The 18,881-nt window shown below is 64.2% G+C and carries 22 protein-coding genes; 12 read left to right on the forward strand and 10 right to left on the reverse strand.

What is annotated here, in order from left to right; genetic code table 11:
- The first annotated feature begins 12 nt into the window (after window positions 1–12).
- The 3 genes from AC13FW_RS04295 (at window position 13) to AC13FW_RS04305 (ending at window position 2,867) form a co-directional block, all read left to right on the forward strand.
- Window positions 13–519, forward strand: coding sequence for a hypothetical protein (locus AC13FW_RS04295; protein ID WP_482988310.1), 507 nt, complete (start codon window positions 13–15; stop codon window positions 517–519).
- A gap of 441 nt (window positions 520–960) precedes the next feature.
- Entirely contained in the window at window positions 961–2,103 is a 1,143-nt protein-coding gene (locus AC13FW_RS04300; RefSeq protein WP_482988311.1) for a nitrilase-related carbon-nitrogen hydrolase, read from the forward strand.
- A gap of 185 nt (window positions 2,104–2,288) precedes the next feature.
- Window positions 2,289–2,867: a methyltransferase family protein gene (locus AC13FW_RS04305; RefSeq protein ID WP_296247452.1), complete on the forward strand. Its 579-nt coding sequence runs from the start codon at window positions 2,289–2,291 to the stop codon at window positions 2,865–2,867.
- A gap of 4 nt (window positions 2,868–2,871) precedes the next feature.
- Here the strand turns inward: AC13FW_RS04305 and AC13FW_RS04310 are convergent, their stop codons facing one another.
- Window positions 2,872–3,621, reverse strand: coding sequence for a hypothetical protein (locus AC13FW_RS04310; RefSeq protein WP_296247450.1), 750 nt, complete (start codon window positions 3,619–3,621; stop codon window positions 2,872–2,874).
- 141 nt (window positions 3,622–3,762) lie between these two features.
- On the opposite strand from AC13FW_RS04310, the gene AC13FW_RS04315 reads away from it, so the two are divergent.
- From AC13FW_RS04315 to AC13FW_RS04335, 5 genes are all read left to right on the forward strand, one after another.
- Window positions 3,763–5,139 carry an amino acid permease gene (locus AC13FW_RS04315; protein ID WP_282272859.1) on the forward strand — a complete coding sequence of 459 codons (1,377 nt, stop codon included), beginning with the start codon at window positions 3,763–3,765 and terminating at the stop codon, window positions 5,137–5,139.
- 93 nt (window positions 5,140–5,232) lie between these two features.
- The gene (locus AC13FW_RS04320) at window positions 5,233–5,817 is read left to right on the forward strand and encodes a YdeI/OmpD-associated family protein (protein ID WP_482988312.1); all 585 of its coding nucleotides are present in this window, start codon (window positions 5,233–5,235) and stop codon (window positions 5,815–5,817) included.
- Window positions 5,818–5,880: 63 nt separating this feature from the next.
- Entirely contained in the window at window positions 5,881–6,147 is a 267-nt protein-coding gene (locus tag AC13FW_RS04325; RefSeq protein WP_282272864.1) for a hypothetical protein, read from the forward strand.
- A 545-nt stretch (window positions 6,148–6,692) separates the two neighbouring features.
- Window positions 6,693–7,874: an NO-inducible flavohemoprotein gene (gene hmpA, locus AC13FW_RS04330; RefSeq protein ID WP_482988313.1), complete on the forward strand. Its 1,182-nt coding sequence runs from the start codon at window positions 6,693–6,695 to the stop codon at window positions 7,872–7,874.
- Between the two features lie 130 nt (window positions 7,875–8,004).
- Window positions 8,005–8,385 carry a DUF1761 domain-containing protein gene (locus AC13FW_RS04335; protein WP_481533642.1) on the forward strand — a complete coding sequence of 127 codons (381 nt, stop codon included), beginning with the start codon at window positions 8,005–8,007 and terminating at the stop codon, window positions 8,383–8,385.
- Here the strand turns inward: AC13FW_RS04335 and AC13FW_RS04340 are convergent.
- Complete coding sequence (locus AC13FW_RS04340) at window positions 8,382–8,669, reverse strand: hypothetical protein (RefSeq protein WP_482988314.1); 288 nt, start codon at window positions 8,667–8,669, stop codon at window positions 8,382–8,384. The genes AC13FW_RS04335 and AC13FW_RS04340 overlap by 4 nt on opposite strands.
- A gap of 420 nt (window positions 8,670–9,089) precedes the next feature.
- Between AC13FW_RS04340 and AC13FW_RS04345 the strand changes: the two genes are divergently transcribed.
- Together AC13FW_RS04345 and AC13FW_RS04350 are read left to right on the forward strand one after the other, a co-directional pair.
- Window positions 9,090–9,860: a 2OG-Fe(II) oxygenase gene (locus tag AC13FW_RS04345; RefSeq protein WP_482988315.1), complete on the forward strand. Its 771-nt coding sequence runs from the start codon at window positions 9,090–9,092 to the stop codon at window positions 9,858–9,860.
- 3 nt (window positions 9,861–9,863) lie between these two features.
- Window positions 9,864–10,529 carry a LysE family translocator gene (locus AC13FW_RS04350; RefSeq protein WP_482988316.1) on the forward strand — a complete coding sequence of 222 codons (666 nt, stop codon included), beginning with the start codon at window positions 9,864–9,866 and terminating at the stop codon, window positions 10,527–10,529.
- Window positions 10,530–10,673: 144 nt separating this feature from the next.
- Here AC13FW_RS04350 and AC13FW_RS04355 read toward each other — a convergent pair whose 3' ends face one another.
- From AC13FW_RS04355 to aroE, 4 genes are all read right to left on the reverse strand, one after another.
- Window positions 10,674–11,102 carry a hypothetical protein gene (locus tag AC13FW_RS04355; RefSeq protein ID WP_482988317.1) on the reverse strand — a complete coding sequence of 143 codons (429 nt, stop codon included), beginning with the start codon at window positions 11,100–11,102 and terminating at the stop codon, window positions 10,674–10,676.
- An 82-nt stretch (window positions 11,103–11,184) separates the two neighbouring features.
- Window positions 11,185–13,284 carry an ATP-dependent DNA helicase DinG gene (gene dinG / locus AC13FW_RS04360; protein ID WP_482988318.1) on the reverse strand — a complete coding sequence of 700 codons (2,100 nt, stop codon included), beginning with the start codon at window positions 13,282–13,284 and terminating at the stop codon, window positions 11,185–11,187.
- 74 nt (window positions 13,285–13,358) lie between these two features.
- Window positions 13,359–13,715, reverse strand: a complete 357-nt coding sequence (locus AC13FW_RS04365) for a hypothetical protein (RefSeq protein ID WP_296247431.1) — start codon at window positions 13,713–13,715, stop codon at window positions 13,359–13,361.
- A gap of 8 nt (window positions 13,716–13,723) precedes the next feature.
- The gene (aroE, locus tag AC13FW_RS04370; RefSeq protein ID WP_282269333.1) at window positions 13,724–14,572 is read right to left on the reverse strand and encodes a shikimate dehydrogenase; all 849 of its coding nucleotides are present in this window, start codon (window positions 14,570–14,572) and stop codon (window positions 13,724–13,726) included.
- Between the two features lie 52 nt (window positions 14,573–14,624).
- Between aroE and AC13FW_RS04375 the strand changes: the two genes are divergently transcribed.
- Window positions 14,625–15,503 carry a TolB-like protein gene (locus AC13FW_RS04375; protein ID WP_482988319.1) on the forward strand — a complete coding sequence of 293 codons (879 nt, stop codon included), beginning with the start codon at window positions 14,625–14,627 and terminating at the stop codon, window positions 15,501–15,503.
- Window positions 15,504–15,660: 157 nt separating this feature from the next.
- Here AC13FW_RS04375 and AC13FW_RS04380 read toward each other — a convergent pair whose 3' ends face one another.
- From AC13FW_RS04380 to AC13FW_RS04395, 4 genes are all read right to left on the reverse strand, one after another.
- Entirely contained in the window at window positions 15,661–15,942 is a 282-nt protein-coding gene (locus AC13FW_RS04380) for an SHOCT domain-containing protein (RefSeq protein ID WP_481549238.1), read from the reverse strand.
- A gap of 1 nt (window position 15,943) precedes the next feature.
- Window positions 15,944–16,933 (reverse strand): porphobilinogen synthase, encoded by a 990-nt coding sequence (hemB, locus tag AC13FW_RS04385; RefSeq protein WP_282269327.1) that lies wholly within the window; start codon window positions 16,931–16,933, stop codon window positions 15,944–15,946.
- Between the two features lie 30 nt (window positions 16,934–16,963).
- Window positions 16,964–17,878, reverse strand: a complete 915-nt coding sequence (locus tag AC13FW_RS04390; RefSeq protein ID WP_482986912.1) for a bestrophin family protein — start codon at window positions 17,876–17,878, stop codon at window positions 16,964–16,966.
- Window positions 17,879–17,997: 119 nt separating this feature from the next.
- Complete coding sequence (locus AC13FW_RS04395; protein ID WP_481530425.1) at window positions 17,998–18,246, reverse strand: hypothetical protein; 249 nt, start codon at window positions 18,244–18,246, stop codon at window positions 17,998–18,000.
- A gap of 143 nt (window positions 18,247–18,389) precedes the next feature.
- Between AC13FW_RS04395 and AC13FW_RS04400 the strand changes: the two genes are divergently transcribed.
- Window positions 18,390–18,818, forward strand: coding sequence for a hypothetical protein (locus tag AC13FW_RS04400; RefSeq protein WP_296248354.1), 429 nt, complete (start codon window positions 18,390–18,392; stop codon window positions 18,816–18,818).
- Window positions 18,819–18,881 lie beyond the last annotated feature (63 nt).

Consider the following 18,881-nt stretch of genomic DNA (forward strand, 5'->3'; position numbering starts at 1 on the left):
CAGGAAACCGCAATGCCGAACATGCAACTGCACCTGCCGCTGCTGGCCCGCCACGAAGGCGTCTGGGACGGCGTCTACCGCTACTACGATGCCAACGGCGACAAAATAGACGAGCACAAGTCACGCCTGATCTGCCGCTTTCCCGCCGACGAGAACGTGCCGTACCACCAGACCAACCATTACAGCTGGGCCGATGGCAAGGTGGAGGTACGTGACTTCCCCACCCGCTATGAATTCGGCCGCGTCATCTTCGACAACGAGCTGATCTATGGCTGGGCCGCCGAAGTGCCGCTGGACGATTACCACCGCACGGTGATGCTGTACTGGAAGCGCAAGGGCGAAGAAGGCCTTGAGCTGTACGAAATGATCCAGCTTTCCGACTGCGGCCAGCTGCGCAACCGCATCTGGCATTGGTACAAGAACGGCGTGCTGGTCCAGCGCACGCTGATCGATGAGACGTTCGTCAGCCGCGACTGGCAGAAGATCAAGGGCGAGAGCTTCAACGGCGATCCGATCTGATTTCGCAACTGAAACGATGACTCGGGGCGCCTTGGCGCCCCGAGTCTGTTGCGGTGGTGCAGCGGTGGAGTTTGCGATTGCGGCTGTGAAGCCCCTCTCCCGCCTGCGGGGTGAGAGGGGCAGCTTACGAACCACTGGTTCGTTGCCCGTCGAACGTCCTTGCGCCAGCGCAAGGGCCGGGGCGCGGAGCGGGGGTTGGGGTGAGGGGAAGCTTCTAGCGAGCAGACCCAACGCTTTAAAAAGCCTTTAAAGCTTTAAAAGCTTTTAAAGCTCCCCTCATCCGCCCCTCCGGGGCACCTTCTCCCGCAAGCGGGAGAAGGGATCAAGAGCACAAGCAACAGCACAAGCAACAGCAACAGCAACAGCAACCGCAACCGCAACCGCAACCGCAACCGCAACCGCAACCAACATGATCCAGGCTATCCATCCCCGAGGTACCCGATGAGCAACACCCGCAGACATTTCCTCGGCAGCGCCGCCGGCTTGGCCGCACTCGGCGCCGTCGGCCCCGCCCTGCTTGGCAGCTCGGCGCCCGCACAGGCAGCCATGGGCAAGGGGCCGGATGCGCTCAACGAGCGCACCGACGGCACCTACGCCACGGTTGAATTGGCCAAGCCGACATGGACCCTGGGCCTGGTGCAATCGCGCGTGCACAGCTTCGATGCCAAGGAATGGAAGGCGGGCAGCAAGCGCAATCTGGCCCATATGCTCGAGCTCATCGACAAGGCGCATTACCACGCCAAGCCCGATCTGCTGCAGTTCCACGAGTTCCCGCTCAGCGGCTGGCGCAAGTGGACCCGCGATGAAATCCTCAAGTTCGCCATCACCATTCCCGGCGAAGAAACCGAAGCCATCGCCGCCAAGGCACGCCAGTACGGCACCTGGATCGTGTTCGGCGCCTACGCCACCGATCCGGACTGGCCGGGCCACGTGTTGTCGATCACCACGATCATGAACGACAAGGGCGAGATCGTGGACAAGCACTGGAAGGCGCGCAACCTCAAGGGCGCGTTCCCGGACTTCGAGCTGTTCACCACCACCACCTATGACGTGCTCGATCGCTACGTGGAAATGTACGGCCGTGATGCGGTGGTGCCGGTGACGCGCACGCCGCTGGGCAATATCTGCACCAGCTCCACCCAACGCGAGCCGGAGCTGTTCCGGGCGATGGCGTTCAAGGGTGCCGAGGTGTTTCTGCGTACTGCCTCGGGTGGTTTCTCGGACATGGATATCGCTGCCTGCGCGATGTACAACGGCGTCTATTCGTCCATCGTCAACAACTCGATATCGCCGGACAACGGCCCGTACTTCGATGATCCGGGTTCAGGCGGCACCGCCCTGTATGACCCCAGCGGCAAGATCGTCGCCGAGGCGCAGAGCAAGGAAGAAACCCTGGTGCTGGGCCGCGTGCCGATCGCCGAGCTGCGTGCACGCAAACGCCAGCCTGTCGTGCACATGGATCTGTTCCGCGACGTCTACGACACCTACCAGAACGCCTATCCGCCCAACCTGTGGTCTGAGTACCTGCCCACTTCGCTGGAAGATGCGGCGCGCTACATCCGCGGCAAGTCGCGCTGGAAGTAAGTTGAACCGACAACGGCGCCGCAAGGCGCCGTTGCTTCATCCGGCGCCACCTCTGCTTCCGGCCGATCGAACCAAGACGGCTTCAAACCACAGCGCGCGGTACTGCCCACAGCTACTCCAACTCACAGGCAGGTGACGCTGCTCGGGGCAAGCTTAGTGTCCGTTCTGAGACGACGGAGTCGCCAATGCCAACCGTCTTCCATCTCGGCCTGCTGCTGTGCTGGGCGGTGGTGCTTGGCTATTGGGCCATCACCGCACTGCGCGCCAAGCCGGTGACCCGCAGCGAATCGCGTGCCAGACAGTTCCTGGCGTACTGGCTGCCGTTGATCATCGCGGTACTGCTGCTGGGCCCGGGCCATTGGTTCGGCCACAGCTGGCTGCGTGAGCAGTTCGTTCCGCATTCAGTGGCGATCTACACGTTGGGTCTGCTGCTGTGTGCGGCCGGTGCCGCACTCGCGCTGTGGTCACGCTGGCAGCTGGGGCGCAACTGGAGCGGCAACGTGCAGATCAAGCAGGCACACGAGCTGATCAGTAGCGGCCCGTATGCGCATGTGCGCAACCCCATCTACAGCGGCTTCCTGCTGATGTTCAGCGGCACCGCCTTGATGGTTGGCGATTGGCGCGGGGTGATCGCCGTGGCAATCGTGTTCGCCTCGTTCTGGGTCAAGCTGCGCCAGGAAGAACGTTTCCTGATGGCCCACTTCGGGCCCGCCTACAGTGCCTATGCTGCACGCACCAGACGCTTGATTCCCGGCCTGCTGTAAGGCCTCAGGCGCCGCGCTCCGGGTCATCCTCACCGCCGCGCCCTGCGCCGTAACCCAACCCGGCGCCCATGCCCATGCCGGCGCCCATGCCGCCCATGCCGCCACCACCGGCACCGCCTTTGCCACCACCCGCGGCGTCCTTGTCGGCGCCTTTGCCCGCGCCCTTGTTGCCGCCACCGCTGCCCGCCGGACGCAACGGCCCTTGCCGGGGAATGGCGACGGCAGCCGGTATCACTTCCAGGTCCAGCACGCTGCGGACGAAGTCGCGCAGTGACACCACCAGCTCGGCGGTATGGATCGGCCGGCCCTCGACCATATCGGTGGCAGCGCGCGCGGCCAGCCGCACCTGCTCCTCGGTGCCCAGCAGGATCACATCCGACAGCGCCGCCTCCACCGCATCACGGATGCGCCGCGCCCGCTCACCCGCCTCGCCTGGATCCGGGCTTGGCAACAGCAGGGCACCGTCGGCGGTGGTAGCGGTCTGTCCCTGCGCCAGTTCGGCCGCACGTCGGCGCAGATCGCGCAGATGGCTGGGGTCGACGCTGAGATCGCCTGTAAAGGAACCACCCAAAGTCTTGTAGGCGGCAATCAGGGTCTTCAGCCGCTCGTTGATCTGCCGGTTGGCCGCCTCACGTTTCTGCTGCACCGCCTGCATCACCAGCAGGCGGATGCCCACGCCGATCAGGGTGATGATCGCCAGGCCCACCAGCGTCGACAGCAGGCCCTGCCAGGAACTGAAATCCAGACCACGCATCCGCGCACCCGTTGCTGCAGGCGCACATGCGCGCCGGGACCTGCATCGTACCGGCAGCATGCCAATCCCCACCAACGGCACAGCCACTGCGGCGGGCGGACGCGGTATCGTGTCGCCCTCTTCTTGTCCTAGAACCCGCCGATGCCCAGCACTTCTTCCGCCCCGGCCAGCGCCCCCTCACACAAGCTGGAACGCGCGCTCAAGCCGCGCCAGCTGATCATGATGGGGCTGGGCAGTGCCATCGGCGCCGGCCTGTTCCTGGGCTCGGGCGTGGGCATCCAGGCCGCCGGGCCGGCAGTGCTGATCTCCTACCTGGTGGCCGGCACCCTGGTCATCATCATGATGCACGCCATGGGCGAGATGGCGGCCGCGCGGCCGGCCAGCGGCGCCTTCTCGGTGTACGCGGCCGATGCCCTGGGTGCCACTGCCGGGGCCACCGTGGGCTGGCTGTGGTGGGCGCAGCTGGTGGTGGTGATCGCGGCCGAATCGGTCGGCGCGGCCGGCCTGCTCAATACGGTCTGGCCACAGTTGTCGGTACCGATGACTTCGTTGGCCTTCATGCTGGTATTCACCGCCATCAACCTGCTGGGCGTGCGCAATTTCGGCGAATTCGAGTTCTGGTTCGCCATCCTCAAGGTCGGCGCCATCATCGCCTTCATCCTGGTCGGCATTGCCCTGCTGCTGGGCCTGCTGCCGAACGTGCCCTCACCCGGCCTGGCCAACATCACCGGCCATGGCGGCTTCATGCCCAAGGGCCTGGCCGGCATCGGCGCGGCCCTGCTGGTGGTGATCTTCGCCTTCGGCGGCACCGAGATCGTGGCCGTGGCCGCGGCTGAAACCCAGGACCCAGAGCGCAGCCTGGCCCGCGCCATCCGTACCGTGGCCTGGCGCATCCTGGTGTTCTACATCGGTTCGATCGGCGTGATCATCGCGGTGGTGCCGTGGAACAGCGAGACCCTGAAATCGCCATTTGCCGCGGTGCTGCAGGTCGCCAACATCCCCGGGGCCGCCACGGCGATCACCCTGATCGCGGTGATCGCCCTGCTCTCTGCGCTGAACGCCAATCTGTACGGCGCCTCGCGGATGATCTATTCCCTGGCCGAACGGGCCGAAGCGCCGCGCTGGCTGGGCCTGACCAATACCCGCCAGGTGCCGGTAGTGGCCGTTCTGGCCAGCGTGCTGTTCGGCTTCGTCGCCACCGTGCTGGAGCTGATCTACCCGAACAAGGTGTTGCCGGTGCTGCTCAACGTGGTCGGCTCCACCTGCCTGCTGGTGTGGACCATCACCCTGGTATCGCAGCTGATCCTGCGCCGTCGGGCCGACCGCCTGGGTACGCCGCTGCCATTCCGCATGGCCGGTTTCCCCTACCTGACGGTGCTGGCACTGGCAATCCTGGCGCTGATTTTCGCGCTGTTGCTGGCCACCCCGGAAACCCGCCTGCAGTTCCTGTCGATGGCCGCCTTCACCGCTTTCATCGCGCTGTGCAGCGGCTTGGCAAGGAAGTCGCAACGCGGCTGACCATGCCAGAACAGGCTGTTCGCCCGCCTACGACCATGGCGGGCTTGTTTTAACGCGAAACTAACGGCAGGCTGCGCCCATCCGAGGCCAGTCATGCCCACTCCAGACCCCCGCGTAGACGACTACATTGCCAATGCCGCCGCTTTCGCGCAGCCGATCCTGCACGAGATCCGCCTGCGTGTGCACAGCGGCTGCGCCACGGCTGAGGAAGCCATCAAGTGGGGCATGCCGGCGTTCCTGTACAAGGGCAAGCTGCTGTGTGGCATGGCCGCGTTCAAGGCGCACGCCACGCTGGGCTTCTGGCAACGCGAGGCCGGCAGCGGCGATGACTCGGCCATGGGCCAGTACGGCCGCCTGCAGTCGCTTGGCGACCTGCCCGGCAAACGCGAATTCACAAGCCAGCTACGGGCCGCCATGCAACGTATCGATGCAGGCGTAACCCGCCCCAAAGCGGCCCCGCGCGCGCCCTTGCCGATGCCCCCGGCCTTCGCCGAGGCGCTGGCCGGTGCAGCCGTCGCCAAGGCGCACTTTGACGGTTTCAGCCCCGGCTACCAACGCGACTATCTGGAATGGATAGGTGAAGCCAAACGCGACAGTACCCGCCAGCAGCGGATCGCCCAGGCCATCGAGTGGTTATCCGATGGCAAGCACCGCGGTTGGAAACATGAGAAGCATTGACGTGGACCGCGCCAGCGATTCCACTTGCCGCAAACATCCCCCCATCAGTCCTGTTGCTACGCCATGATCGACCTAGAAGACCTCATCCAGCGCTCCATCGACCCTGAATCCGTCAGGCTGGAAGGCACCCTGACAAATCCGCCGTCGTTCGGCGTATATGCCATCGAGAACATCGACGACGGCAGCACCCATTACCGCTTTGGCAACCACCCGGTGCGCAAGCAGGAACTGGAGGACAAGTTCGGCAGCGCCGAGCTGGAGTACCTGTTCCTCAGCCGCGAAGACGCCGCTGCATTGACCGCGGCCCTGAATCGCCCCGAAGCGGACTGAGCAGGCCGAGGTAGCCTGGAGCCATGCTCCGCTGGGGCATGCAACTGTAGAGCCGAGCCATGCTCGGCTGGAGCGTTACCGATAGAGCCCCTTGCCGAGCATGGCTCGGCACTACGCTGTTGCTCCCTCCCTTTGGCGACGCCAAGGGGAGGGTTGGGGAGGGGTTGGCTTTTCGCCGCCTGATGCAGCTGGGGCTTCGCGGCTCACGCCGCTCCCACACACCCGCCGGGAACGCCCCTTTGCCGAGCATGGCTCGGCACTACGCTGATACTCCCTCCCTTTGGCAACGCCAAGGGGAGGGTTGGGGAGGGGTGGCTTTTCGCTGCCTGATGCAGCCGTGGCTTCGCGGCTTACACCACCCCTACATCCGCGGGGAAAGCCCCTTTGCCGAGCATGGCTCGGCACTACATTTCGTTGCACCGGTGAAGCCCCTTGCCGTGCGTGGCCCTGCACCACAATCGTGCGGGTTCTTGATATTAGTCATCGAGAAAGCAGGCCTGCTGCGCGGAACATGGAACTACCCCCGAAGCCGGATAGTTCGCACCATGCTCAGCCCCACCCAACGCGACCTGATCAAAGCCACCGTCCCCCTGCTGGAAACTGGCGGCGAAGCGCTGACCAAGCATTTCTATGGGCGGATGCTGAGCCAGAGCGATGTCGCGCGCCCGCTGTTCAATCCCAAGCACCAGAGCAGTGGCGACCAACCGCGTGCGCTGGCCAACTCGGTGTTGATGTATGCCAAGCACATCGACCGCCTGGAAGCACTGGGTCCACTGGTGGGTCAGATCGTCAACAAGCACGTTGCCTTGCAGATCCTGCCGGAGCATTACCCCATCGTCGGCCACCACCTGCTGGCCTCGATCCGCGAAGTGCTGGGCCCGGATATTGCCACCGACGAGATCATCGACGCCTGGGGCGCGGCCTACCAGATGCTGGCCGACCTACTGATCGGCGCCGAGGAAGAAGTCTACGCTGCCAATGAAAAGGCCCCGGGCGGCTGGCGCGGCGCGCGCACCTTCCGCGTTGCCGAGAAAGTGCCCGAAAGTGCGGAGATCACCTCCTTCCATCTGGTGCCGGTCGATGGTGGCGCGGTGGTGGACTTCAAGCCGGGCCAATACATCGGCATGAAGCTGGAACTCGACGGCGAGGAAACCCGTCGCAACTATTCCCTGTCGCGCGCAGCCAATGGCGTCGGTTATCGCATCAGCGTCAAGCGCGAAGGCAACGGCAAGGTATCCAACCATCTGCACGACAAGGTGCAGGTAGGCGACACGCTGGAGCTGTTCGCCCCGGCCGGTGATTTCACCCTGGTTGCCAGCGAGCGCCCGGTCGCCTTCATCAGCGGTGGCGTCGGCATCACCCCGACCCTGCCGATGCTGGAGCAGGCGCTGGCCAGCGGCCGTCAGGTGCATTTCATCCATTGCGCACGCAACGGCCAGGTGCATGCCTTCCGCGAGTTCATCGCCGACAAGCAGAAGCAGCACCCGCAGCTGCACAGCTACACCTGCTACAGCGAGGCACTGCCGGGCGATGCCGCCGACGCCGAAGGCTTCCTCAGCCGCGAACTGCTGGAGCAATGGCTGCCGGCCGAGCGCGACGTGGACGCCTACTTCCTCGGCCCGAAGCCATTCATGGCGCAGGTGAAGAAGCTGCTGCGTGATGTCGGCGTGCCGGAAGCGCAGAGCCGTTACGAGTTCTTTGGCCCGGCCGCGGCATTGGAAGCCTGAGTCGCGTCATAGCAAGTGTGCGAGGTAGAAGGACGGCGGGGAAACCCGCCGGCCTTCTTTGTCGTGGCGGCTACGCAAGCGCACGCGACAGCGCTAGGATGCGGCATCGCTCACTGCCCAGGGGAAATGCATGAACGTCTATGCCGTGGTGTTGGCCGCTGTATCGAGCTTCCTGCTGGGCGGCTTGTGGTACTCACCTGTCCTGTTCGGCCGTGCCTGGAACCGCGAGAACGGCGGCGAAGTACCGCAAGGGCATCCGGGCAAGGTCTTCGGTGTGGCCTTTGTGTTTTCGCTGGTGGCTGCGTTTGCTTTTGCCTGGTTTGTCGGCCCGCAGCCGGAGCTGCGCAAGGCCTTGCTATGTGGCCTGGTTGCCGGTTTCGGAATCGTCGCGGCCAGCTTCGGCATCAACTACCAGTTCGCCCAGCGCAGCGGAAAACTATGGGCAATCGACGGCGGTTATCACACCGCCCAGTTCCTGCTGTTCGGCCTGATTCTGGGGCTGTGGCACTAAGCCCATAGCAGCAGCTGTTGTTGCTGTTGCTGTTGTTGCTGTTGCTGTTGCTGTTGTTGCTGTTGCTGTTGCTGTTGCTGTTGCTGTTGTTGCTCCAGCCCCCTCCTTTGCGCAAAGCGCAGGGGAGGATTGGGTAGGGGTAGCTTTTGCAGTTGCCATTGCTGCGGCTTTCCGCCCGCGAGTGCCCTTCCGCAACAGCGGATTTGACGGAAGCCCCAATGGAGCGACGTGCATCCCTGCACATCGCCCTTCGGATTCTTTCCGCTGGCGCCTTCGCTGCGCAAGCGGGACACGGAAGAACGCAGGCAAAAAGTATCCACGCTGCCCCATCACTGTCGATGATGACGTTCTTTACGCATATCTGCTCCATATGTAGAAACAGAATTTGTCACCTCGAACCTCGCGGGCAAAAATCCCCTCGCTTTCTGCAAAGACATTCGAAAGCACGCTCAAGCGACTTCACCAACTGACAGATTCACCAGCCAAACGGTTGAATGATTGCCGGGTGCTACGCAAGCGCGATCTGGCACTCTTCAAACCTGCTGGCATCGGCATACATGCATCGAACTCCCCCGCATCATTGACAGCAAGCAAGGCACGCCAAAGCCAATGGAGGCAGTCTTCTGGCGGGTTTGCACGCGCCAGCAACATTGCCGGAGTGGAATCTTCAGTGACACCCACACCTAGCATTTCAAGGAAGAAATTTGTTCATCACAACGGATCGATTGGATGATGCCGTGCTGGCGAAGGCGGTACACGAGCAGGTTTTGGCAGTACAAGTGAAGCAGTTCATCCCCAGGGAAACCGCGATGGAGATTGGCCACCGCATCCTGGGCCAAGGATTCGACAGCTACGTCAATGCGCCCGATATCGGCAGGATAGGCATGGCGCTGTACGAAGCAGAAAATATCCCTGCCCGCCTCGATGCCTACTTCAATACAGCCTTGGACAACATTGAGGTGTTGCGGAAGCGATGCATGCCATACGCCTCACCCATGGATATGCTTCGCTGCACGCTGGATGAAATGTGGCCTGCTGGCGCCCAACTCGAGCATCTTTATGGACGCAAGGCGTATACCGGCCTGTCACGGATCGTCCAGCCCGGGGTGGAGTTCCTCGCCCACCACGACATCCTCGCGAAAGATGCCCCCGAGACCTTCCGCTCGCATAGTCTCACCTCGCAGCTGGCAGCAAACATCTACCTCACCATGCCGACAGATGGCGGCGGACTGCATATCTGGCAGTCGGCGATCTCCGCTGCGGAGTTTGATGGCATGCGCGGCGACAGCTATGGCATAGATCCATCCCTCCTCGGCAAACCGACACTACATATCCAGCCCGAAGAAGGCGACCTTGTCCTGTTCAACTCACGCCACATGCACGCTGTCACACCCGGATCGGACAAGCCACGTTTGAGCCTGTCCTGTTTTGTCGGCTACCGCGGCGTTGCCAGCCCTTTGACGTTCTGGAGCTGATGGGTGAGCAACCATTTCCACGAATTCGTATCACTGGCGCTGATTCATCTGCTGGCAGTCATTGCACCAGGCCCGGACTTTGCCGTCACCGTGCGGCAAAGTGTCAGGCACGGCAGATGGGCGGGGGTGCAGGTAGCCATCGGCATTGGAGCCGGCATTTCCGTGCATGTCCTCTACACACTGCTCGGCGTCGGTGCGCTGCTGCACGCCAATGCACTGCTGATGACCGTCACCAGGATGCTCGGCGCGACCTATCTGCTCTATCTGGTGTATTCGTTCCTGCGAAGCGCTGGACGTTCCAGCTCCACCGGAAAGCTCGACGATGCCGGCAACCCTGCCGCACTGGGCTGGCGCAGGTCTTTTCTGCTTGGCTTCATCACCAATGCGACCAACCCCAAGGCGACGCTGTTCTTCCTCGCGATCTTCACCACGGTGGTCAGCGCCGGAACACCGTTGAAGGTCCAGGTGTTCTATGGAATCTGGATGTGCCTGGTCAATGCCGGTTGGTTTGTATTGGTGAGCGTATTGTTTACCCAACAGGCAGTGCGTGACCGGTTCCTGCGCATGGGTGGCTGGCTGGAGGGTGCCATGGCAATGGTCTTCCTTGTTTTCGCTGGGCGCCTGCTGTGGGAGGTCGCCAGCAGCCTGCCGTTGTTCCTCGATCAGTGAGCCGTGGCTGGCATGCAGGAACACAGGCTTGCACCAGGCTCCATGCGCTGTCGAAGTACGAAGCAAACTGCCACGGCCATGAACGAAAAGCCCGGGCAGGTTGCGCCGTCCCGGACGCCGCTGGGCCGCGGCACAGGAAGCACGCTAGACCAGGTTCGCACGCAACCAGCGCATCACGGTTTCCACCGTACCCAACTTCTGCGGTACATCGAGGCCGATTGCCCGCGCGAAGCCATCAGCATTACGAATGAACGTCTGGCGCGCGATCCGCTGCGCCTGCTGCACCGTCGACTGCTGCCGGCGCAGCTGCACGATCTGCACCGACGGTCGTCCCGGCGGCGCGAACTTCTGGTAGCGACGCAGCTCATCGGCGACAAGACTCACGTCGTTGTCTGCCTTGAGCTGGCCTTCACCCGCCAACAACAGCTGTTCCAGCGCCGAACCCGTGGCAGTCAGCGCATCGCCTTCGGCAGCGAACATTGCCTGCGTACCCAACAGCGCCAGTGCGCCATCGCGCTGCTGCAGTCGCTGCAGTTGCGGTGCCCAGGGGAAGCTTGCAGGAGGGGTGGCCATGGTTGTCTGGAGTAATGGAAGGTGGCGCACTTTACGGGTTGGAGCAGGGATGTTCCAGCGAAGGACTCCCCTCGCCACAACCTCAACCAATAACCCGTTTGAACGGTGGCAGGGAATCAATGATGCGCTTGCCATACCTGCGCGTCAGCAGGCGCGAATCCAGGATGATTACCCGCCCGGTATCGGTCGAGGTGCGAATCAGGCGCCCGGAAAACTGGGTCAAGGTGCGCAACGCATGCGGGATCGCGATCAGGTTGAATGAGTTCAAACCACGGCTCTCGAACCATTCGCTCAGCGTCGAGGTCTGCGGGTCGGTCGGCACCGCGAACGGCACCTGGGTGATCACCACCGTGGTGCAGGCCTCGCCCGGCAGGTCCAGGCCTTCACCGAACGAATTCAAGCCGAACAACACCGAGCCTTCACCCGCCGAGGTGCGCTTGATGTGCTCGTCGATCATCTTCTGCTTGGCGCCGTCGCCCTGCACCAGCACCTTCTTGCGCAGCGTCGCCGGCATCAGCTCGGCCACCTTTTCCATCTTCCAGCGCGAGGTGAACAGGACCATGCTGCCCTTGTCCCAATCCAGCTCGTTGACCAGGTACTTGGCCACTTCCTTGGGATGGCGCTCGCGGTCATCCGGCGTCACCGGGAACTGCGGCACGATCAGTTCAGCCTGGTTCGGCAGGTCGAACGGTGAGGCCAGCGACACCATCTCCGCTTCCTCGGGAATACCGTTGTCGATCGCCAGCGACTGGAAGTCACCGCCACCTGTCAGCGTCGCCGAAGTCATCACCACCGAGTCCACTTCATCCCATAGCAGCTTGCGCAGCACCATCGCCGCCGATACCGGCGAGCAGTGCAGGATGTAATCGCCATCGCGTGACATCGTCACCCAGCGCGCGATCGGCGGCTGGCCTTCCTTGTCCTCGCGGCGCCAGCCAGCCCACAGGTTGTACTGCTGCTCGACCATTTCCTGGGCCATGCCCAGGTTGCGCTGCAGGCGTTCGACCGCCGGATCATCCTGCTTGCCCTTGGCCACCGCCGAGGCCGCCGCCGTTGCCCAGTTGAGCAGCGTGCGGGTTTCATCGGCCAGCACTTCGATCGGCTGGCGCCAGGATTCAGGCAGGCGGCCATTGGCAGCGCGCCACATCGGTTCGCGGTCATCGGGCTGCGGAATCCACACATTGCCGATGTCATCGCGGAACGACTTCAGCAACTTGCTCACCCGCGATGCCACATCGATGGCTTCGTTCGGCAGCAGGTTGCCGATCTTGTCCTTGTCCACGGCGCGGTAGGCGCCGGCAATCAGGATCTGCAGGCGACCGGTGCGCTTTGCCATGTCGTCCAGCGGCAGATTGGCTGCGCCCTGGTCGATGGCGACGTTGCCGATGTGGTGGCCTTCGTCCAGCACCAGCAACATGTCGCCAGGCGGCGCGATCAGCGGCTGGCCGCTGTCACTGTCGCCCAGCGACAGCGCCGACAACAGCAGCGCGTGGTTGGTGACGATGATCTGTGCGTCGCGTACTTCGGTACGTGCGCGCAGCACCGGGCATTGCGCCGAATACGCGCAGCGGCGCCCAGCGCAGGCCGAGGCCGGCGTGGTGATGCGCATGCGCAGCGTGGGCGTGACGTTCTCCGGCGCGTTGTCCAGATCGCCGTTCCAGCGGCCCTCGATGAAGGCCTTGGTCAGCTTTTCGGCAACGTCCATTTCAATCGGCGCCAACGGCCGGTCGTAGAGCTGCACGTCGTCGCCGAACATGCCTTCCTGCACGCCCTCGCCCTGCGCTTCGGCCGCATTGCGGGTGCACAGGTAGCGGGTGCGGCCCTTGGCCAGCGCAACGGTGGCCTGCAGGCCGGTGGACTTGAGGAAGTTGGGGATGTCGCGTTCGACCAGCTGCGACTGCAAGGCCACGGTGCCAGTGCTGATCACCAGCTTCTTCTTGCTGGCCAAGGCAATCGGCACGCCGGCGGTGAGGTAGCCCAGGCTCTTGCCGACGCCGGTAGGTGCTTCCACCACGCCGACGCCGCCTGTGCCCAGCGCGCGCGACACCACGCCTATCATCTGGCTCTGCGAGCGGCGCGTGCTGAAGCCCGGCGTGTTTGCCTGCAGCTTGCTGTAAGCGTCACGGATGCCGGTTTTGATGTCCTCGGTCAGCGCCCGTGGTGCTTCTACTTTTTCCGTCACGCCAACCTGCCAGCAGCTCAATCAAGGCGGGTATTTTCCCATACCCGCCCGCATTCACCGAATGCGTTGCCGGCTCAGGGTTTACCGGGAGCCTGTGGCCGCCGCAGGGCCTGCACCAGCGCCCAGGCCAGCATGATGTAACCGACCGCTTCCAGCAGCGCCAATCCAACATGACCGATGCTGAGCAGCGTATTCATCGCGCCCATGCCGGAATAATTGCCAGTGGCGATGAGCACCAGCGGTATTGCCGTCAGCCCACCGCCTATCAAGGTGACGGCCAGCAGCAGCGAAAGTGCGCCCAATGCCACGCTGCGCACCTTGCCGCGCGGGGTATCGAGCAGCATCACCACGGCAACGCCAAGCGCGATCATGATCGGCAAGCGGTAACCGATGGAAACCAGCAGGGTGGTCAGCAATTCAGTGGGTTCCATGTCCGGCCTCAGTCCGCGGTGACCAACAGCGCGTCACCGGCGCGCAGTTCGGCATAGATCGCATCGGTCTCCGGGCGCATGCCATGCCATTGCTGGAAGCTCTCGGCGGCCTGCTCGACCAGCATGCCCAGGCCATCAAAGCTGTTGCGGCAGCCCGCCGCGCGCGCCCAAGCCAGGAACGGAATCGATGCCTCGCCGTAGTTCAGGTCCACCGCCGTGGTCATGCTGTTGACCAGCGACAGCGGCAGGTTGAAACCGCTGCCCTCGCCGCGTGCGGCCGAGGTGGCATTGATGATCAGCTCGAAATCGCCCTGCTCGCGCAGGTCATCCCAATACGCGGAGATGGCGCGACCGGGTTCGCTCATCGCATCGACCAGCGCGTCGGCGCGTTCGGGCGAACGGTTGACCACGATCAGTTCGAGAATGCCGGCATCCAGCAGCGCCGGTGCCACACCGCGTGCGGCGCCACCGGCACCGAGCAGCAGCACCCGACGGCCGCGCAGGTCCAGACCGTGGCGACCAGTGAGGTCACGCACCAGGCCGATGCCGTCAGTATTGTCGCCATGCCAGCGATCACCCTTGCGCAGCAGCGTGTTGACCGCACCGGCGCGATGCGCGCGCGAAGTAGTGGTGGTACACAGCGCGAACGCGGCTTCCTTGTGTGGCAGGGTTACGTTGGCGCCCACGCCGCCGTCAGCGGCAAAGGCTTCCAGCGCCGCCACGAAATCTTCGGGCGAGGCCTCGATGGCGCGGTAATCCACGGCGATGCCATGTGCCTTGCCGAACGCGGACTGGATGCGCGGCGACTGCGAATGGGCGATGGGCTGGCCGAAAACTGCGTAGCGTGGAGCGCTCATTGTGATCCTCTGCATGACCTAGACTGGACGCGACTTTACTTGCTGGACCCGTATGCGGACCCGTCATTTGCTGCTCGCGCTGACCCTGAGTTTACCCTTTAGCCCCGTAGCCTCGGCGCTTTCCGAGTTCGGCATCGAAGGCATGGGGGTAGTGTCCACCCGTGCAGATGAAATCCGCGCCACGTTGTCGGCGGACGGGCAACGCATCATCTGGGCCAGCAACCGCGAGGGCGGTGCCGGCGGCTGGGACCTGTGGCAGGCGACGCTGCAGGACAAGCGCTGGATGGAGCCGCAGCCACTGGCCTTGAACAGTGCCGCTGATGAGGTCGATCCCTTCCTCAGCGGCGATGGCCGCTGGCTGTACTTCGCCTCCAACCGGAAAGGCGGCCACGGCGGCTTCGACCTGTACCGGGCGGCCGTCGCCGCCGATGGCAGCCTCGGCCAGCCGCAGAACCTGGGCCCGGCGGTGAACGGCAGGCAGGACGAACGTTCACCCGCACTGGCCGACGACGGCCGGCTGTTGTTCTCCAGCAATCGTTCCGGTGGCAGCGGCGGTTGGGATCTGTGGCGTGCGCCGGCTGCAGGCGATGGTTTTGTCGCACCGTCCGCCTTGCTCGGCATCAATACCGCGGCCGACGAACTGGATGCGAGCTGGCTGGGTGGCGGCCGCGCGGTGGTGTTTGCCCGCGCCAATGCGGCGGGCGGTGCCCAGCTGTGGCTGTCGCAGTGCCGGCAGGGGCAATGGGGTGAGGCGACGCCGCTGGGCTTGTCGTTCAACAGCGCTGATGGCGATACGCGTGGCGCGGTGATTGATGCCAACAAGCCCGAAGAACTGGTGGTCAGCGGCAAGGCGCGCTCACCACGGGCCGGCGGCATGGATCTTTACCGGATGAGGGCGCCGCTGGTTGATGGGGATGGTTCTTGCCGGTGAGGTTTTGGCGCTGAGGCAAAAGCAAAAGCTCACCCCTCCCCAACCCTCCCCTTCGCTGCGCGAAAGGGAGGGGGCGGATTGCTTGGCTCCCTCCCTTTGGCCGTAAGGCCAAGGGGAGGGTTGGGCAGGGGTGCTTCTGCTCTAAAGCGCCAAGCCTTCAGCTTTTAGCCCCAGCCAACACCGCAGCACGCATCGCTTCGTACTCCGCCTCACCAATCTGCCCACCCTGCCTGCGCAGCTCCAGCGCGCGCAGCCTGGCATCGACGTCGCCACCCTGCGCCGCCTCACGCTGCAGCCGCTCGGCGGCAGAGTGCAGCTGTGGCGGACGCTTGCCGGCGCGCACGATGGCGGCGATGAACACACCGATCGCCACCGCGAACAGCAACACGCCGATCAGCCATACCGCCCAGTTGTAACCTTCAAGACCGGGAACATTCATCTCAAGCCTCCTTCAGCCAGCGCGCGATCTGCGGCGCGTAATAGGTCAACACACCATCGGCACCGGCGCGCTTGAAGCCGATCATCGTCTCCATCACGCACTTGCGCTCATCCAGCCAGCCATTGGCTGCGGCCGCCTTCAACATCGCGTACTCGCCACTGACGTGATACGCGAAGGTCGGCACGCCGAACTCGGTCTTCACCCGGCGCACGATGTCCAGGTACGGCATCCCCGGCTTGACCATCACCATGTCCGCGCCTTCGTCCAGATCCAGCGCGATCTCGCGCATGGCCTCGTCGCTGTTGGCCGGGTCCATCTGGTAGGTCTTCTTGTCGGCCTTGCCGAGGCTGCCGGAGCTGCCCACCGCGTCGCGGAACGGACCGTAGAAGGCCGAGGCGTACTTGGCCGAATAGGCCATGATGCGCGCGTTGATATGTCGGGCATCGTCCAGCGCGGTGCGGATGGCACCGATGCGGCCGTCCATCATGTCCGAGGGCGAAATGATGTCCACGCCGGCTTCGGCATGCGACAGCGACTGCTTGACCAGCGCCTCGACGGTGATGTCGTTGAGCACGTAGCCGCTGTCGTCGATGATGCCGTCCTGGCCGTGCGTGGTGTACGGGTCCAGCGCCACATCGGTCATCACGCCCAATTCGGGGAAGCGCTGCTTCAGCGCGCGCACCGCACGCTGCGCCAGGCCGTCGGGATTCCAGGCTTCGGCCGCGTCCAGCGACTTGCGCGACGGGTCGATCACCGGGAACAGGTCGATCACCGGCACGCCCAGTTCCAGCGCCTGCTCGGCTTCGCGCAGCAGCTCGTCGATGGACATGCGGTCCACGCCCGGCATCGATGCCACCGCCGCACGGCCGTCGAGCTCATGCACGAACACCGGCCAGATCAGGTCGTTGCTGGTCAGCGTGTTCTCGCGCATCAGACGGCGCGAGAACTCATCGTGGCGCATGCGCCGCGGGCGGTACTGGGGGTGCATCATCGCGGTACTCCTTGATACTGAAAACGGGAATTACTGCAACCGGTAACCCTGCGGCTGCAGTGGCTCGGGCAGCGGGCGTTGGCCCAAGACGTCGAGCAGATCGATTTCGATGGTACGCACCATCGCGTCCAGCGGCAGGTCATTGGCTTCGGTGCCGAACGGGTCTTCCATTTCCTCGCCGAGCTGGTCCAGGCCGAAGAAGGCATAGGCCAACAACATCGACACCACCGGCGTGGCCCAACCCAATGCACCGGCCAGGCCAAACGGCAGCAGCACGCAGAACAACCATGCACAGCGGTGCAGCAGCAAGGTATAGGCGAACGGCAGCGGTGTGCCGGAGATGCGCTCACAGCCGGCCTGCACGCTGGCCATGGCATGCAGGCGCGCCTCGAACTGGGCGTAGAGATAGGGATGCAAGCGGCCTTCGCGCAGCGGCGCGGCCAGCTCGCTGGCCAGTTGGGTCAGCATGCCGTCGGCGATGTTCTGCCGTGCCAGCACGGCGTGCTGGTCGGCCTGCAGCCAGGGCGCAGCGACAGCAGCCTGGTCGCGGCCGCGCAGGCGTGCCGCCAGCGCATGGGCAAAACCGATCACCAGGCAGGTGCCGCGCTCGCGCAGCTGCGGCTCGGCGGCCAGCAACGCAGCCGCCTCACGGGCGAAGCTGCGCGATTCGATGACCAGTTGCCCCCACAGCTTGCGCCCTTCCCACCAGCGGTCGTGGCAGGCGTTGTTGCGGAAGCTCAGGAAGATCGACAGCACCAACCCCAGCAAGGTGAACGGCACCACCGACAAGCCACTACCACCCAGCGGGTGCCAGATCCGGCTGAACCCCGCCACCAGCACCGCCAGCACACCGATCGCCAGCACCTTGGGGGCGATGGCCGGCACGATGGAGCCGCGCAGGATGTACAGCAGCTGCCAGCCAGTGGGACGGGGGCGGATGATCATCGGGAAGCGGAAACGCCTGCAACAGGCCTACGGCGCCGGAAGGCTTCCGGCCAGCCGACGCATTTTACGCCCCCCGGCTGTCAGCCGCCGCCCCGGGCTTCCCCGCAACCGGCGTGAACTCAGATGAAGCCGCCGCCGATGCTCAGCCGGATCACCCCGACCACAATGACGATGGCATTGAGCAGCAGGCCGGTCTTGGCCCGGCCGCGCTTGCTGGCATGGGTGAACAGCAACCCAATCGCGGCGATGATCGCGCCCACGGCGGCAAACGGGATCAGGAACCAGTTTCCCCAGCCCAGCAGCGGAATAAACGCCAGAATCATCCATAGCAAGGCAACAATGCCCCAGATCAGGCTGATCAGCCCCATGTACTTTCCTCCATCAGGCACAGCCTGCAAGATAGCCGGGAACACATGCAGGGCAAAAGGCCCCCACCCTGGCCGGAAGTTCTCGACAGATTCAGCCGGCGCCATGGATCATCCGCAATTACCGATCACCGGGGAGTGAAACCATGAAACTTCCGCTCGCTATCGCACTTTCGCTTGGCGTTGCCTTGGCCGTGGGCGGCTGCGCCAGTACCTCCAAGGTCATGCTGGGCCAGGCCCGTGCGCCAGTAGACCCGGCCAGCGTGCAGATCTATTCCACGCCGCCGGCCGGTTCGGTGGAGATCGCCCAGCTCGAATCCTCCAGCGCGGTCGGCTTCGGCACCCAGGGCCAGACCGATGCCGCCATTGCCAGGCTCAAGCGCGAGGCCGCTGCACTCGGTGCCAATGGCGTGATCCTGATGGGCGTGGGCTCCGGTGGTTCGCCGGTCGGCATGTCGGTAGGCGCAGGCAGCTATGGCCGCCACACCGCTGGCGGCCTCAGCGTCGGCATCCCCACCCAGCAGAAGCGCGCTGCCGGCGTTGCGATCTGGGTACCGCCGGGCGCAGGCAGGTAAGTCTTCCTGCCAGTCCTGATGCAACAAGGGCGCCGTTCGGCGCCCTTGTCATGAGTGCTGCAG

The sequence above is a fragment of the Stenotrophomonas sp. 21LCFQ19 genome (assembly GCF_056861425.1).

Bases quoted from the DNA above. Each gene is read 5' to 3' on its own strand.
- AC13FW_RS04295 (WP_482988310.1), top strand. From the start codon at position 13: ATGCCGAACATGCAACTGCACCTGCCGCTGCTGGCCCGCCACGAAGGC.
- AC13FW_RS04300 (WP_482988311.1), top strand. From the start codon at position 961: ATGAGCAACACCCGCAGACATTTCCTCGGCAGCGCCGCCGGCTTGGCC.
- AC13FW_RS04305 (WP_296247452.1), top strand. From the start codon at position 2,289: ATGCCAACCGTCTTCCATCTCGGCCTGCTGCTGTGCTGGGCGGTGGTG.
- AC13FW_RS04310 (WP_296247450.1), bottom strand. From the start codon at position 3,621: ATGCGTGGTCTGGATTTCAGTTCCTGGCAGGGCCTGCTGTCGACGCTG.
- AC13FW_RS04315 (WP_282272859.1), top strand. From the start codon at position 3,763: ATGCCCAGCACTTCTTCCGCCCCGGCCAGCGCCCCCTCACACAAGCTG.
- AC13FW_RS04320 (WP_482988312.1), top strand. From the start codon at position 5,233: ATGCCCACTCCAGACCCCCGCGTAGACGACTACATTGCCAATGCCGCC.
- AC13FW_RS04325 (WP_282272864.1), top strand. From the start codon at position 5,881: ATGATCGACCTAGAAGACCTCATCCAGCGCTCCATCGACCCTGAATCC.
- hmpA (WP_482988313.1), top strand. From the start codon at position 6,693: ATGCTCAGCCCCACCCAACGCGACCTGATCAAAGCCACCGTCCCCCTG.
- AC13FW_RS04335 (WP_481533642.1), top strand. From the start codon at position 8,005: ATGAACGTCTATGCCGTGGTGTTGGCCGCTGTATCGAGCTTCCTGCTG.
- AC13FW_RS04355 (WP_482988317.1), bottom strand. From the start codon at position 11,102: ATGGCCACCCCTCCTGCAAGCTTCCCCTGGGCACCGCAACTGCAGCGA.
- AC13FW_RS04365 (WP_296247431.1), bottom strand. From the start codon at position 13,715: ATGGAACCCACTGAATTGCTGACCACCCTGCTGGTTTCCATCGGTTAC.
- aroE (WP_282269333.1), bottom strand. From the start codon at position 14,572: ATGAGCGCTCCACGCTACGCAGTTTTCGGCCAGCCCATCGCCCATTCG.
- AC13FW_RS04375 (WP_482988319.1), top strand. From the start codon at position 14,625: ATGCGGACCCGTCATTTGCTGCTCGCGCTGACCCTGAGTTTACCCTTT.
- AC13FW_RS04380 (WP_481549238.1), bottom strand. From the start codon at position 15,942: ATGAATGTTCCCGGTCTTGAAGGTTACAACTGGGCGGTATGGCTGATC.
- hemB (WP_282269327.1), bottom strand. From the start codon at position 16,933: ATGATGCACCCCCAGTACCGCCCGCGGCGCATGCGCCACGATGAGTTC.
- AC13FW_RS04390 (WP_482986912.1), bottom strand. From the start codon at position 17,878: ATGATCATCCGCCCCCGTCCCACTGGCTGGCAGCTGCTGTACATCCTG.
- AC13FW_RS04395 (WP_481530425.1), bottom strand. From the start codon at position 18,246: ATGGGGCTGATCAGCCTGATCTGGGGCATTGTTGCCTTGCTATGGATG.
- AC13FW_RS04400 (WP_296248354.1), top strand. From the start codon at position 18,390: ATGAAACTTCCGCTCGCTATCGCACTTTCGCTTGGCGTTGCCTTGGCC.